Origin of the sequence: Micromonospora sp. NBC_00860 (genome assembly GCF_045207375.1) — a bacterium.
In the GTDB taxonomy this organism is placed as follows: Bacteria; Actinomycetota; Actinomycetes; order Mycobacteriales; family Micromonosporaceae; genus Micromonospora; species Micromonospora vinacea.
The window spans coordinates 1,949,461-1,962,029 of record NZ_CP108825.1; the positions used below are offsets into that span (position 1 = coordinate 1,949,461).

Below are 12,569 nucleotides of genomic sequence, written 5' to 3' on the forward strand. Positions count from 1 at the left end.
GGTCCGGCGGACGGGGCTGTCGCGGTGCACCCGCACCACGACAGCCCCGTCCCACCCGGCCTGGTGGATCGCCGCCACTCACGCGCCTTACGATCCGGGCATGCGGACCGATCCTTTCGTCGTGGCCTCCGACCTCGACGTGGAATCGCTCCCACTCGCGCCGGACATCGCGGACGCCTATCGCGATCTGCTGCGGGTGGCACCCGTACCGCAGCGGGAGTTCCTGTCCACCGCGTCACCGCAGGCCGCTCGGGCGCTCGCGGGGCTGCTGAGCAGCGGCGCGGTGCACCGCGACACCGCCGGCGTGCTGCACGTCCGACCGCCGCGCACCGCCCTCGAGAACTGGGCCGCGCAGCGGGAGATGGAGGCCGCCCGCGCGCGTGCCGCGGCGGAGACGCTGTCCGGGCTCTACAGCGCGGTGCACGGCACCGGGGCCGCGTTCGTCGAGGTCATCGAGGGCAAGCGCGCCGTCCGCGAGCTGTTTCGCCAGCTGCAGGCCGGTGCCCGCACCGAGGTGCGGGGTCTGGAACGCGGGCCGTACCTGCGCGACACCGCCCGGGTCCCGGAGGAGGTGCAGTACGACGCGCTGCGACGCGGCCTGCGCTACCGCTGCGTCTACGAGGGCGAACTGTTGCACGACGAGGCGATGCTCGCGGCGGTGCGCGCCGCGGTCGCCGCCGGAGAGCTGGCGCGGGTCTTCCCAGAGCTTCCTCTGAAAATGATGCTCGTCGACGCCGACCGTGGCCTCGTCATCCTGCCGCGCGCCAGTGGTGATGACGCCGACGCGATGCTGGTGCACCGCTCCCGACTGCTGGACGGGCTCTCCGAGCTGTTCGAGGTGTTCTGGAGACTGGGCGCGCCAATCCACGCCACCACCGACGCCGCTCAGCCGGACGCCGAGCCGACGGCCGCCACGCAGCGGCTGCTCGCCCTGCTCACCGCCGGTCTCACCGACGAGGCCATCGCCCGCGACCTCGGCGTCAGCAACCGGACCGTGCACCGGCGGGTCAGTCGCCTGCAGGAACTGCTTGGCGCGCGCAGCCGGTTCCAGCTCGGTGTGCAGGCCAGCCGCCGCGGCTGGCTGTGACTGGCCGGATCCTGCCATGGCTGGTCTTCGTCAACGGGGGACCATCGTCGCGAAACACTCCTGGTCCAGGGTGGAGCCACTCGATCAACCGCTCCACGAGAGGACGGGACGATGCCCCACCCCACGACCAGCTCGCGCCACCCACGTCGGGTGCGCCGGCCGGCCGCCATCCTCGCCGCGACCCTGGTCGCGGCCGTCCTGAGCAGCGGTACGGGCGTGACCCCGGCCGCTGCGGCGAAGGCGGCCGAGCCGGACACCGCGGCCCTGGCAGCGACACTCGCCACCCAACGGCTCACCTGGGAGCCCTGCGGGTTGCCCGACGTCGGCGCCGAGGACGAGGCGCAGTTGCGGCTGGCCTGCGCGACGGTCACGGTGCCGCGCGACTGGCACAACCCCCGTGACGGCAGGACGATCCAGGTCCGGATCAGCCGCACCGTCGCCTCCGGCAGTGACCGCAAGGGCATCCTGCTGGTCAACCCGGGTGGCCCCGGCGGCAGCGGCCTGTCGTTGGCGCCGTACGTGGCGCGGTCCGCGCCCGCCCTCGCCGAGCACTACGACGTGATCGGGTTCGACCCGCGTGGTGTCGGGCAGAGCACCCCGCTGCTCTGCACGGTCACCTACCGGGACACCGACAACACCAACGACCTGATCACCCGGGCCAACGTGGCCGGCTGCCGCAGCACCGAGCTGACGAAGTACATCACCACCGAGCAGACCACCTACGACATGGACTTCATCCGGGTGCTGCTGGGCGAGCGCAAGCTCAACTACCTCGGCTACTCGTACGGCACCTGGCTGGGCACCTGGTATGCGGCGACGTTCGGAAGCCGCACCGGTCGGATGGTGCTCGACTCGGTGGCCGCGGTCGGCTCGCCCACCCTGCAGAAGACCTGGGACCTGCAGCCGTTCACCCGCGACCGGGCGTTCCAGGAGCAGTTGCTGCCGTACATGGCACGTCACGACGAGCTGTACGGCCGGGGCGCCGACCCGATGAAGATCCGGGAGATGTTCGAGCGGGCCGGCGGCACCCGCGTCGGCATGGGCCCGTTCATGTTCGGCTGGTTCATCCTCGGCGCTCTCTACGACACTCAGAACTACCCGGTCGCCGCGGCGGCCGTGAACACCGTGATCCAGTACTACGAGGAGTGGAACGGCTGGACGCCCGAGCAGATCCTCACCGCCGCCAGCGCGAAGCTGCGCGCGGCACCGGGGATCACCGCCGACGGCCGGGCGTACGTCGAACAGGCGCGGGTCTCCGCCGAGGCGGCGCTGAAGACGCAGCGTGACCGGGCCCAGCTGGTTCAGGCCGCGGACGAGTACACGTACGACATCGACTACGTCTTCGAGGTGATCCGCTGCCAGGACGGGCAGTGGAACGACAGCGTCGCGTACTGGAACGCGTTCAGCCGGCGACTGACCCGGGACGCCCCGCTGGTCGCGCCGTACCTGCAGAACCCGCCAGCCTGCGCGTACTGGCCGACGAGCAACCGGATGCCGACGTTCGACCGGAAGACGTTCCCGAAGGTGCTGATGCTCCAGGACGAGCTCGATGTCGCCACGGCGTACGAGGGTGCGTTGGCGGCGTCGAAGAAGCTGCCGGGAGCATCGATGATCAGCGTCGACAATGAGGGCAGCCATGGTGTCTTCCCGTACTACACGCCCTGCGTGGACGACCCGGTGTACGCCTTCCTGCTCGACGGCCGCCTGCCGACCGAGACGTACACGGGTTGCCAGGCGGTGCCGCTGCCGGGCGAGACGGAGGTGTTCGAGGTGGGTGGCAAGCTGACCGGCAAGGGAACCGTGCGGACCCGCCTGATCACCGACGACATGCGGGCGGCGAACCGCATGCTCAAGCGGATGCTGCGGACCGAGCCGGGGCCCTCGTACCCGGAGTGATCGGCCGGGGGTGCGGGCGGTGGACGGCCGCCCGCACCCCGCTGCCTCCGCGACGCCGAGTGCTCACTGTCGATGTCCGCAGTGGAACAGCTGCGGAACGTGTTCGGGGAATCACGATGGACTCGGGCCCTTGACTCTCGGGAAACATCAGGCCACCATCTGACAACGTTGTCACAGATCCTCGCCGTCTGACAACGTTGTCATGTCTGGAGGCAAGATGTCCGAGCCATCGCCGATTTCCCGGCGTACCTTCCTCTCCGCCGGCGCGACGCTGCTGGCGTCGGTCGGGGTGACCGCGGCCCTCCCGGACGCCCTCGCGTCCGCCGCCGTGCCGGCGCCGACCACCACCCCGCCCGCCACCGACCTCGCCCGGTACCGTCCGGTGACGGTCTCCTCGACCGACTACGCGCCGACGCCCGCCACCTTCGCCGTGGACGGCCTGCCGCAGGTCGGCGTCCGGGGGAGTGGGTGGCGCGCCGCCAACGGAGATCCACAGTGGATCTCGGTGGACCTCCAGGCGCTGTGCCGGATCGAGGCAGTCTCCCTGGTCTTCGAGGCCACGCTCACCGACGGGCCGTTCGACGGCAACTACACCGACACCGACGGCGATGAGATCCTCTCCAGCGCCGCGACGGCGTACCGGATCGAGGTCTCCACCGACGGCAGTGCCTGGCGGTCGGTGTACGAGACCAGCGAGGGCCAGGGTGGCGTGCAGGCCATCAAGCTGCCCGAGCCGGTCACCGCCCGCTGGATCCGGATGACCGTCACGAAGCGGTCGAACAGCAACCCGGTGGGCCTCAACGGTTTCCAGGTCTACGGCGTACCGCTGGCCGGCCGGCCGAAGGCCGAGGGCTGGACCAGTTGGGAAGGCGGCAACACCGGTCCGGTGCCCGAGCTGAGGGTGGCCGCGGACGGTACGGTGCCGCTGGAGTCGGGCTGGTCGTTGACGATGGACGACTTCGCCGGCACCGCCGACGGCGCCGAACTCTCCCGTGCCGGCGTCGACGTCCGGTCCTGGCTGCCGGCGACGGTGCCCGGCACCGTGCTGGGCACCCTGGTCGAGCAGGGCCACCTGCCTGATCCGGTGGCCGGCTTCAACAACATGCGCATCCCGGAGGCGCTGTCCCGGCACACCTGGTGGTACCGGCGCGCGCTACGGCTGCCCCGCGACCTGGACACCTCGGCCGGCCGACGGATCTGGCTGGAGTTCGACGGGATCAACCACGAGGCGACCGCGTGGGTCAACGGCGTGCAGGTCGGCAGCGTCAAGCACCCGTTCGCGCGGGCGGCCTTCGACATCACCGACGCGTTGGCCGGTCACCGTGGCGAGCACGTCCTCGCCGTCCGGGTCACCCCGATGCCGCACCCGGGCACCCCGGGCGACAAGGGCCCAGACGGTCGTACCTTCCTCCAGTCGGCGCACCACTACCTTGACGCGCCGACCTACCTCGCGGTGTCCGGGTGGGACTGGATGCCCGCCGTCCGTGACCGGGTCACCGGCCTCTGGGACCACGTCCGGCTGCGCAGCACCGGCGCCGTGGTCATCGGCGACCCGCACGTGCAGACCACGCTGCCCGATCTGCCCGGCACCGACACCGCCGAGGTCACCATCCGGGTGCCGGTCCGAAACGCGGCGGCCACCGCCACCACTGTCACCGTCCGCGCCGAGTTCGACAAGGTACGCGTCGAGTCCACGGTGACCGTCCCCGCTGGCGGGAGCACCACGGTCACCTTCACGCCGGAGCGCTTCCGCGCGCTGCGGCTGCGCAACCCCCGGCTCTGGTGGCCCAACGGCTACGGCGACCCGCACCTGTACGACCTCACGCTCACCGCCACCGTGAAGCGCTCGGTCAGCGACCGGCGTGCGCTCCGCTTCGGTGTGCGCGAGTTCGCCTACGACTGGCACCAGCCGATCGTCATCTCGCCGCCCGGCAAGCCGGCGCTGGAGTTCGTCGACGGCGCGGCGACCCAGACGGTCACGTTCGACCGGCAGCACGCCCGGCACGTGCGCATCCAGGCCGGCCAGCGTGCCACCGGTTGGGGCATCTCGATGTTCTCGCTGTCGGTGGCCGATGGCACCGGACCGGATCTCGCCCTGCGTCGCGACGCCACCGCGTCGTCCTCGGAGAACGACGGCAACGGTCCCGGCAGGGCCGTCGACGGCGACGCGGCGACCCGCTGGGCCTCGCAGGCCGAGGACAACCAGTGGATCCAGGTCGACCTGGGCTCGGCTGTCGACTTCGACCGGGCCACCATCGTGTGGGAGCAGGCGTACGCGCTGGACTACCGCGTCCAGGTCTCCACCGACGGGGACTCCTGGAGCAACGTGACGTCGGTCAGCAACGACACCCCGCTGGGCAGCCGCGCCACCCAGGTCGAGACGTTCGCCAGCCAGACCGCCCAGCACCTGCGCATCCAGACCGGCGCGCGGGTGACCTCCTGGGGCGTGTCCATGTGGGCGCTGTCGGTGCAGCGGCAGGCCGAGCCGGACGTCGACCTGGCCCTGCGCCGGACGGCCACCGCGTCGTCGTCCGACAGCGACTCGAACGGCCCGGACCGGGCCGTCGACGGCAACCCCCGGACCCGGTGGTCGTCGAAGTTCGAGGACAACCAGTGGATCCAGGTCGACCTCGGCGCTCCGGTCAGCTTCGACCAGGTCACCATCGTCTGGGAGCAGGCGTACGCCCGCGACTTCGTCATCCAGGTCTCGGACGACGGCCAGCGGTGGACCGACGTGAAGTCGGTCAGCAACGCCGTTACCCAGCTCAAGATCAGCGTGAACGGCGTGCCGGTCTTCGCCCGGGGCGGCAACTGGGGCTGGGACGAGCTGCTGCGCCGGGTGCTGCCCGACCGGCTGGCCGACACGGTCGAGATGCACCGCGACATGAACTTCACGATGATCCGCAACTGGCTCGGCAGCAGCAACCGCGAGGAGCTGTACCAGGCCTGCGACGAGCAGGGAATCCTGGTGTGGAACGACTTCTGGCAGGCGGGCGCGTTCCTGCCCAACCCGCCCGGCTACGTCGACATCGCCGCCGACACGATCCGGCGGTTCCGCCACCACCCGAGCATCGTGGTGTGGTGTGGCGCGAACGAGGGTGACCCGCCGCCGATCGTGGACGCCGGGCTGAAGCAGGCCGCGGCCACCGAGCACCCGGAGATCCTCTACATCCCCAACTCGGCCGGCGGCATCGTCAGCGGCCACGGCCCGTACCACTGGGTGGAGCCGGCGACGTACAACAACAAGAACACCTATGACACTGGCGCGTTCGGTTTCCACACCGAGATCGGCATGCCGGTGGTGTCGGTGGTCGAGAGCATGCGCAACCTCGTCGGTGACGCGCCGGAGTGGCCGATCGGTGAGGTGTGGAACTACCACGACTGGTCGACCATCGGTAACCAGCGCGTCGGCACGTACCAGGCGGCGATCGACGCGCGGCTCGGTGAGTCCGACTCGCTCGACGAGTTCGCCAGCCGGGCGCAGTTCGTCAACTACGAGAGCCACCGCGCCATGTTCGAGGCGTGGAACGCCAACCTGTGGCAGGACGCCACCGGTCTGCTGCTGTGGATGTCGCACCCGGCGTGGCACAGCACGGTCTGGCAGACCTACGACTACGACCTCGACGTGAACGGCGCCTACTACGGCGCCCGCAAGGGGTGCGAGCCGGTGCACGTCCAGGCCGACCCGGGCACCTGGCAGGTCCGGGTGGTCAACCACACCGCCGCCCCGCTGAACGGGGTCACCGTGAGCGCCCGACGGTACGACCTGAGCGGCCGGTCGCTGGGCTCGCCCCAGCGTCAGCGGGTGGACGTGGCCCGCTCGGCCACCACTGCGGTCTTCCCGCTCGCCGTGCCGGACGGCGGCGGGCTTCACCTGGTGCGACTGGAGCTGCGGGACAGCCGTGACCGGCTGCTCGCGGAGAACACCTACTGGCGCTACGACAAGGCCGAGCAGGTGCGGGCGCTCAACGACGTGCCGAGCACCCGACTGTCGACGTCGTCGAGCACCGTACGCGTCGTGGACGGGCGCAACACCGTCACCACGACGGTCCGCAACCAGGGCCGTACCGTCGCCGCGTTGGTGCGCCTCGCCGTGCGCGACCAGCGCGGTGAGCGGGTCCTGCCGGCCCGCTACGACGACAACTACTTCTGGCTCCTGCCGGGGGAGAGCCGCGAGGTGCGGATCTCCTGGCCGGCGCGGTCGGGCCTCGCCCGCCAGGTCACGGTGACCGCGCAGGCGTACAACTCCTAGGAGTTACGCGGTGGGAAGCGGCCTTCCGAGCCGCTTCCCACCGCGACCGGACTGATCGGACCCCCGTCGGATCAGGATGATGCTGTACGACACGATCCACGCCAGCCAGAGCAGCCAGCCGACGAGGCCGAGCAGGGCCAGCGGGTTGACGCCGTCGATGCCGTACGGACTCGTGGTCGCGGTGATGAACAACAGCGTGGCGGCGAGGAAACCGATGCCGGCATGCCATCGGGCCATGGCACCGGTACGGATGCCGAACATCGACAGCCCGACGAGCGCGGTCGCCAGGAACACCTGGTTGAAGCCGAACAGGGCGTTGTACAAGCCCCAGAGGCCGGTGACGCTGCCGCCGCCGTGCTGGGCGGCGGACATCAGCGCGAGCCGGGTTGCCTCGACGGCGGTGAACACCACCGACTGCATGAGCACGCCAGCGAGCCCGACGAGGGACCACGGGTCCGTCCGGGACCGTTGGTCGCGTTGGAGGCAGACGCACACCCCGACGGCGAAGATCGTGGCCAGCAACCAGGCTGCCGGCAAGAGTGCCGAGGCCAGGCGTAGTGCCCCGGATTCGGCAGCGAAGACCGCAGTGATCTCGTCGACGGATGTGGCTTCGGAGGGGGTCGGGAAGCCCGCTGCGGTCAGCAGCAGGTTGGCCGCGATCAGGATGATGACGAAGCCGATGCCGGCGATGCCGGCAAGGCCGTGGAAGCGCATGGAGGTTCCCTTCGGTCGAGGCTCACGTCGACGCGTGGATCGAACGGTGAAAGGCAGGCAGGGCGTGCATTCCGTGGTCGTCGAGCGTGGCTCGCACGAAGCGGTGGAAGCTCGGCCGCGTGAGTTGCCCGAACAGGAATCGGATCGCCCCGGCGGGTATTCGCGCGTAGTTGATGAGCGAGAACGACGATGGTCCGGTGGGGCGCAGAGCGGTGGAGTTGTCGACGCCGGTCTTGGTGGTGTACCAGCCGGTGAGGGAGCGCCAAACGGCTTCGGCGTCGGTGCCCGGCGCGGCGGTGAAGTGGTTGAACAGAAAAGTGCCGTCGGTTCGAGCGTCGGTTTCGCCGATCCGGGCCACGTTGACACCGGTGAGGATCTGCTCGCCGTCGAGGGCTGAGACCTCGTCGCAGGTACGTACGGTCTCCAGGTGCTCCACACTCACAGTCCTGACGAGCATCGCCAGGTCGTACCGGGGTGCGCCCGGCAGTGGCGGGATGAACACCGCCCGGAAGACCTTGACGGACACGACGTCGGGGCGGTGTACGAGTGCGGGAACTGCCTGCACGAGCCGCGCCGCCGCGCTGCGCCGGCGTGGGGTGCGGGTGTAGACGGGCAGTCGTTGCGCGGGCGCAGCCTGGAAACCCAGATAGAGAAATCCGTACGGTTCCGGTTCGGCGAAGCGGGGCAGCGGATGGGACATCACGCATCCTCCGGTGTCGGCGGACGCAGCGATAGGGCGTCGCGGTGACTGTTACCGTAACGGACAATGCCGTGGACGTACAATACCGAGGTGTCTGACGACTCTGCACCACCCGCGGACCGGCCGCTCGCCGACCGGGCCAACTTCCTGCTGTCACAGCTCGGGTTCCACGTTGCGCAGACGTTCGCCGCGCGGCTTGCACCGCTGGGCATCGCACCGAACCACTTCGGACTGCTCATGCACGTGGAGCGTGGCGAGGGGCGTTCCCAGCAGCAGCTCGCCGACGCGCTGGGCATCCACCGCAAGGTCATGGTCGGCCTGCTTGACGACCTCGAACAGCGCGGCCTGGTGGAACGCCGACGGCATCCAGGCGACCGCCGAGCCCACGCCATCCACCTGACCGGCGCCGCGCGACAGCTACTCCCTCGCGCACGCGAGGTCGCCGACCAGCACGAGGACGAGGTCCTCGCCGCGCTTGACGCCGATGAGCGCGCCGCGCTCATCGCCGCCCTGCAACGAATCGCCGGCGATACCGGGAACCCGCCGGGAGTCCATCCCGGCCTGGAAACGGCCGTCCGGCCCGGAAGCGCTGCCGCCTCGGGCGAGGGCCTTTAGGGCGGTTACCGCACATCACCCCGATGCCCCAGCCCATGCTTGTACGCGGGCCAGGTGCCGCGATGAGAAGGGTGCGGTGGCGACGGCCCGTAACAGGGCCCGATCCCCGGGGGGACTGCTCATGTCCGATGCCAGCCGCGCCGGGGGCGCGACGAGCCGGTCCACGTCCGGCGCGGTGCGGGTCGCGTTCGCGTTCTGGATCACGCTTGTGGGCACCACAGTGCCGACCCCGCTGTACCCGCTCTACGAGCTGGAGTTCGGGTTCTCGTCGTTGACGGTGACAGTGGTCTACGCGCTGTACGCGCTGGGAGTCGTGGTCGGGCTGCTGGTCTTCGGTCGGCTCTCCGACCAGATCGGCCGGCGCCCGGTCATCCTCATCGCGCTGTTGCTCTCCGTCGCCGCCGACGCCGTCTTCCTGGCCGCCGTCGACCTGGCGATGATCATCGTGGGTCGGATCCTCGCCGGGCTGTCCGCCGCACTGATCATCGGCACGGCGACAGCGGCGTTGGCGGAGCTGATCGACCCCCGGCACCCGAAGCGTGCCGCCACCGTGTCGATCTTCGCGAACCTGGGCGGCCTGGCCACCGGCACCCTGCTGTCCGGGATCGTGTCGGACGTGGCACCCGAACCGCTCCGGCTGCCCTGGGTGATCGTGTTGATCCTGGCGGTGATCGCGATCATCGCGCTGCGCGGGGTGCCGGAGACGGTCCGGGAACGTTCGCCGGTGACTCTGCGGGTGCAGCGGTTGCACGTGCCGGCGACCATCCGTGGCGCCTTCGTCCGTTCGGCGCTCACCGCCGGCGCGGGTTTCGCCGCCCTCGGGGTGCTGACGTCGGTGAGCGGGCTGTTCCTCGGCATGGTCCTGCACGAGACCTCACACACCCTGGCCGCGCTGGTGGTCTTCGTGGCTTTCACCGGCGCGGCGTTCGGTCAGCTGCTGACCCGCGTGTTGTCCTCGCGTGCCGCGCTGGCCAGCGCCTGCGCCGGCCTGGTCGTGGGGGCGGGCCTGCTCGCGTTCAGCATGTGGATGGCGTTGCTGGCGACGCTCATCATCAGCGCGGCGATCATCGGTGTCGCGTCCGGGGTGGCGGTCGGCGACGGCATCGCGACGATCACCATGAAGACCGAGCCGCAGCACCGGGCCGAGGCGGTCTCGACCTTCTTCGCCATCCTGTTCGCCATGCTCGGTGTGCCAGCGGTCGGGGTTGGTCTGCTGATCCAGACGATCGGTCTGAGCCCCGCCGGCGAGATCTTCAGCGCGGTGGTGGCGGTGCTCGCGCTGGTCGTCCTGCTCAGCCTCCTGCGGCGTGATCCGGCACCGCCCGCGCCCACGGCGAAACCCGCGGCCTGAGCTGACGGCGGTGCCGGCTGGCCGAGCGGGTCGGTAGGGGTTGGTGGTGGTCTTTGCTCTGCTTCAACGGACGCACCACCGGGTGTCCGGATATCGGACACGTGCCGTTGCGCGGGGTGAAGCAGAGCAAAGGACGCGCGGTGCAGCCGTCGGCCCCCGTGGACGCACCCCACGCGGCCCGCGGACGGGCGCCGAGAGCCATTCATGGAGGTCTTGCGGCGGTCATCGTATACAACATACGCTCCCCGAATCGCCCACTTGAGGAGCTCTCCATGACGAACCTCTCCGTCCGCGACACGAACCTGCCCCGCCGCCGGGTGCTCCGGGCCGCCGTTGCGGCGGCCGCCGTCGTCTGCACTGTCGTTGCCTGCTCACCGGTGTCGAACAACGACGGCGGCAACCCGTCCGGCGGCGACCAGTCGGCAGGCCAGGATTCCTTCGGTACGCCCGCCGACCCCGCCGCCGTGAAGCAGGGCGGCAAGCTGGTCATCGCCCTCTCCGCCGAGCCCGACGCGCTGGACCCGACGCTGTCGAGAAGCCTCTACTCCCGCTACGTCTTCCAGGCCATGTGCCAGAAGCTCTACGACGTCAACGAGCAGGCGCAAGTCGTACCGCAGCTCGCGACGGCCCTGCCCACCACGAGCGGCGACGGCCGGACGGTGACCATTCCGCTGCGGCCCGGCGTGCGCTTCGCGGACGGTACGGCGTTCGACTCGGCCGCGGTGAAGGCCACCCTGCAACGCCACCTCACCAACGCCCGGTCGGCCCGCAAGAGCGAACTCGGCCCCATCGACGGCGTCGACACCCCGGACGCGCAGACCGTCGTCCTGCGGCTGAAGCAGCCGTTCGCGCCGCTGCTCGGCGCCCTCGCCGACCGGGCCGGCATGATCATGAGTGCGCAGGCGCTGCGGTCCAAGGGCGACGACTTCGCCTCCGCGCCGGTCTGCGTCGGCCCCTTCAAGTTCGCGAAGCGGGTGCCGCAGAACTCCATCGAGGTCGTACGGGACCCGAACTACTACGACGCCAGCAAGGTGCACCTGGACGCCATCTCGTGGCGGATCCTCACCGACGCCAGCATCCGCGCCGCCAACCTGCGCTCGGGCGACGCCCAGGTCGCCGACTCCATCTCCACCCAGGACGTCGCCTCGCTGCGCCAGGACGCGGCGGTCTCCGTCCTCCAGTCGCAGTCCCTCGGCTACCAGGGCCTGACCATCAACGTCGGCAACGTCGACGGCGTCGGCACCGCCCCCAAGCCCATCAACCGCCCCCTCGCCCAGAACGCCAAGGTGCGGCAGGCCTTCGAGCACGCCATCGACCGCAAGTCCCTGGTCGACGCGGTCTTCAACGGTCTGCACGCCGCCGCCTGCTCCCCGATCTCGCCAGCGAGCACGTTCTCGTCGCCGGAGGCGCAGACCTGCCCGGCGCACGACCCCGCCAAGGCCAAGCAGTTGCTGGCCGAGGCCGGCGTGCAGACGCCGTACACGGTCACGATGCTCGCCTCGAACACGCCCGACACGCTGCGCCTCGCGCAGGCGTTGCAGTCCATGGTCAAGGACGGCGGATTCGACCTGAAGATCAACCCGGTGGAGTACTCGTCGCTCCTCGACGAGCAGGACCGCGGCAACTTCGAGCTGCTGCAACTGGGGTGGAGCGGCCGGATCGACCCGGACGCCAACATCACGAACTTCGTCGGCACCGGCGCCAGCCAGAACGTCGCCGGCTACAGCAACCCGCAGCTCGACACCCTGTTGACCCAGGCCCGGCAGGCCGGCGACGTCGAGGAGCGCCGGAAGCTGTACGGGCAGGCTGTCACTCTGCTCCAGCAGGACGACGCCCTGATCTACCTCTACCGGCAGCGCAACCTGACCGCCGTCAGCAAGCAGATCCAGGGCCTTCAGGTCTACCCGGACGGCGTGATCCGGGCGGCCTTCGCCGGCTTCGGCAAGTAGGCCGC

Annotated in this window: 8 protein-coding genes; 6 read left to right on the forward strand and 2 right to left on the reverse strand. The window is 70.3% G+C overall.

Going from position 1 to position 12,569, the window contains the following annotated elements:
* The first annotated feature begins 100 nt into the window (after positions 1–100).
* The 3 genes from OH804_RS08835 to OH804_RS08845 all read left to right on the forward strand — a co-directional run bounded on the left by OH804_RS08835 (position 101) and on the right by OH804_RS08845 (position 7,235).
* On the forward strand, positions 101–1,087 hold the full coding sequence (locus OH804_RS08835; protein ID WP_406064198.1) for a LuxR C-terminal-related transcriptional regulator: 987 nt from the start codon (positions 101–103) through the stop codon (positions 1,085–1,087).
* Positions 1,088–1,198: 111 nt separating this feature from the next.
* Positions 1,199–2,983: an alpha/beta hydrolase gene (locus tag OH804_RS08840; RefSeq protein WP_406064200.1), complete on the forward strand. Its 1,785-nt coding sequence runs from the start codon at positions 1,199–1,201 to the stop codon at positions 2,981–2,983.
* A gap of 217 nt (positions 2,984–3,200) precedes the next feature.
* Positions 3,201–7,235 carry a discoidin domain-containing protein gene (locus OH804_RS08845; RefSeq protein ID WP_406064202.1) on the forward strand — a complete coding sequence of 1,345 codons (4,035 nt, stop codon included), beginning with the start codon at positions 3,201–3,203 and terminating at the stop codon, positions 7,233–7,235.
* 3 nt (positions 7,236–7,238) lie between these two features.
* Here OH804_RS08845 and OH804_RS08850 read toward each other — a convergent pair whose 3' ends face one another.
* Both OH804_RS08850 and OH804_RS08855 read right to left on the reverse strand, forming a co-directional pair.
* Positions 7,239–7,949 carry a hypothetical protein gene (locus tag OH804_RS08850; RefSeq protein WP_406064204.1) on the reverse strand — a complete coding sequence of 237 codons (711 nt, stop codon included), beginning with the start codon at positions 7,947–7,949 and terminating at the stop codon, positions 7,239–7,241.
* A 22-nt stretch (positions 7,950–7,971) separates the two neighbouring features.
* A complete protein-coding gene (locus OH804_RS08855; RefSeq protein WP_406064206.1) occupies positions 7,972–8,649 on the reverse strand; it encodes a hypothetical protein in 678 nt (225 codons plus the stop codon).
* Positions 8,650–8,739: 90 nt separating this feature from the next.
* On the opposite strand from OH804_RS08855, the gene OH804_RS08860 reads away from it, so the two are divergent.
* The 3 genes from OH804_RS08860 (at position 8,740) to OH804_RS08870 (ending at position 12,564) form a co-directional block, all read left to right on the forward strand.
* Positions 8,740–9,264 (forward strand): MarR family winged helix-turn-helix transcriptional regulator, encoded by a 525-nt coding sequence (locus tag OH804_RS08860; RefSeq protein WP_406064208.1) that lies wholly within the window; start codon positions 8,740–8,742, stop codon positions 9,262–9,264.
* Between the two features lie 121 nt (positions 9,265–9,385).
* Positions 9,386–10,615, forward strand: a complete 1,230-nt coding sequence (locus OH804_RS08865) for an MFS transporter (protein WP_406064210.1) — start codon at positions 9,386–9,388, stop codon at positions 10,613–10,615.
* Positions 10,616–10,887: 272 nt separating this feature from the next.
* Complete coding sequence (locus tag OH804_RS08870; protein WP_406064212.1) at positions 10,888–12,564, forward strand: ABC transporter substrate-binding protein; 1,677 nt, start codon at positions 10,888–10,890, stop codon at positions 12,562–12,564.
* Positions 12,565–12,569 lie beyond the last annotated feature (5 nt).

Coding starts and splice junctions, on each gene's coding strand:
- OH804_RS08855 (WP_406064206.1), bottom strand. CDS start 8,649: ATGTCCCATCCGCTGCCCCGCTTCGCCGAACCGGAACCGTACGGATTT.
- OH804_RS08840 (WP_406064200.1), top strand. CDS start 1,199: ATGCCCCACCCCACGACCAGCTCGCGCCACCCACGTCGGGTGCGCCGG.
- OH804_RS08835 (WP_406064198.1), top strand. CDS start 101: ATGCGGACCGATCCTTTCGTCGTGGCCTCCGACCTCGACGTGGAATCG.
- OH804_RS08850 (WP_406064204.1), bottom strand. CDS start 7,949: ATGCGCTTCCACGGCCTTGCCGGCATCGCCGGCATCGGCTTCGTCATC.
- OH804_RS08845 (WP_406064202.1), top strand. CDS start 3,201: ATGTCCGAGCCATCGCCGATTTCCCGGCGTACCTTCCTCTCCGCCGGC.
- OH804_RS08870 (WP_406064212.1), top strand. CDS start 10,888: ATGACGAACCTCTCCGTCCGCGACACGAACCTGCCCCGCCGCCGGGTG.
- OH804_RS08865 (WP_406064210.1), top strand. CDS start 9,386: ATGTCCGATGCCAGCCGCGCCGGGGGCGCGACGAGCCGGTCCACGTCC.